A 524-nucleotide genomic window follows, 5' to 3' on the forward strand; every position below is an offset into this window, starting at 1 on the left:
TCTGCACCCCCGCCACCACCGGGGCATAGCCGTCCACGGCCGCGTCGAGGATCGCGTACAGCACGGCCTCGGGGCCCAGCGCCAGCAGCTCGGGGGTGGACTCCATCCGGCCGCGCACCGCGGACAGGTCGGGGGCGGCGCCGTGTCGGACGGTGATGACGAAGTCGGGGCCCACGAAGACATGCAGCTCGCCGAAGTCGACCTCCTCGAGCGCGTCGAGATAGCGGGCGGCGCGCAGCACCACGAAGAGCGTCTCGCCGTAGCGCTCCAGCTTGGGCCGCTGATGGGCCTCCAGCGCGTCCTCGATGGCCAGCTTGTGCAGATCGAACTCCTCGGCCAGCGAGAGCAGCTCCGCCTCGCTCGGCCGGTACAGCCCGATCCACGCCATCGCGCCCGTCTCCTCGCGCAGCCGCCGGTAGGTGGCGGCCAGCGTGCGGGGGGTGCCGACCCGGCGGCCGTCGCGGTACACGGCGGCGTCCACCACGCTGCGCTCGTCCGGCTCCCGCGGGGTCCCATCGGCGGCG

At 74.0% G+C, this 524-nt stretch carries 1 protein-coding gene; it reads right to left on the reverse strand.

Annotated features, from left to right (window positions below; genetic code table 11):
• Positions 1-524, reverse strand: a 524-nt coding sequence (locus tag KN815_RS47980) for a CorA family divalent cation transporter (protein ID WP_301184718.1), incomplete at both ends; no start/stop codon positions are given.

The organism is Streptomyces niphimycinicus (assembly GCF_018883605.1).
Taxonomy (GTDB): domain Bacteria; phylum Actinomycetota; class Actinomycetes; order Streptomycetales; family Streptomycetaceae; genus Streptomyces; species Streptomyces niphimycinicus.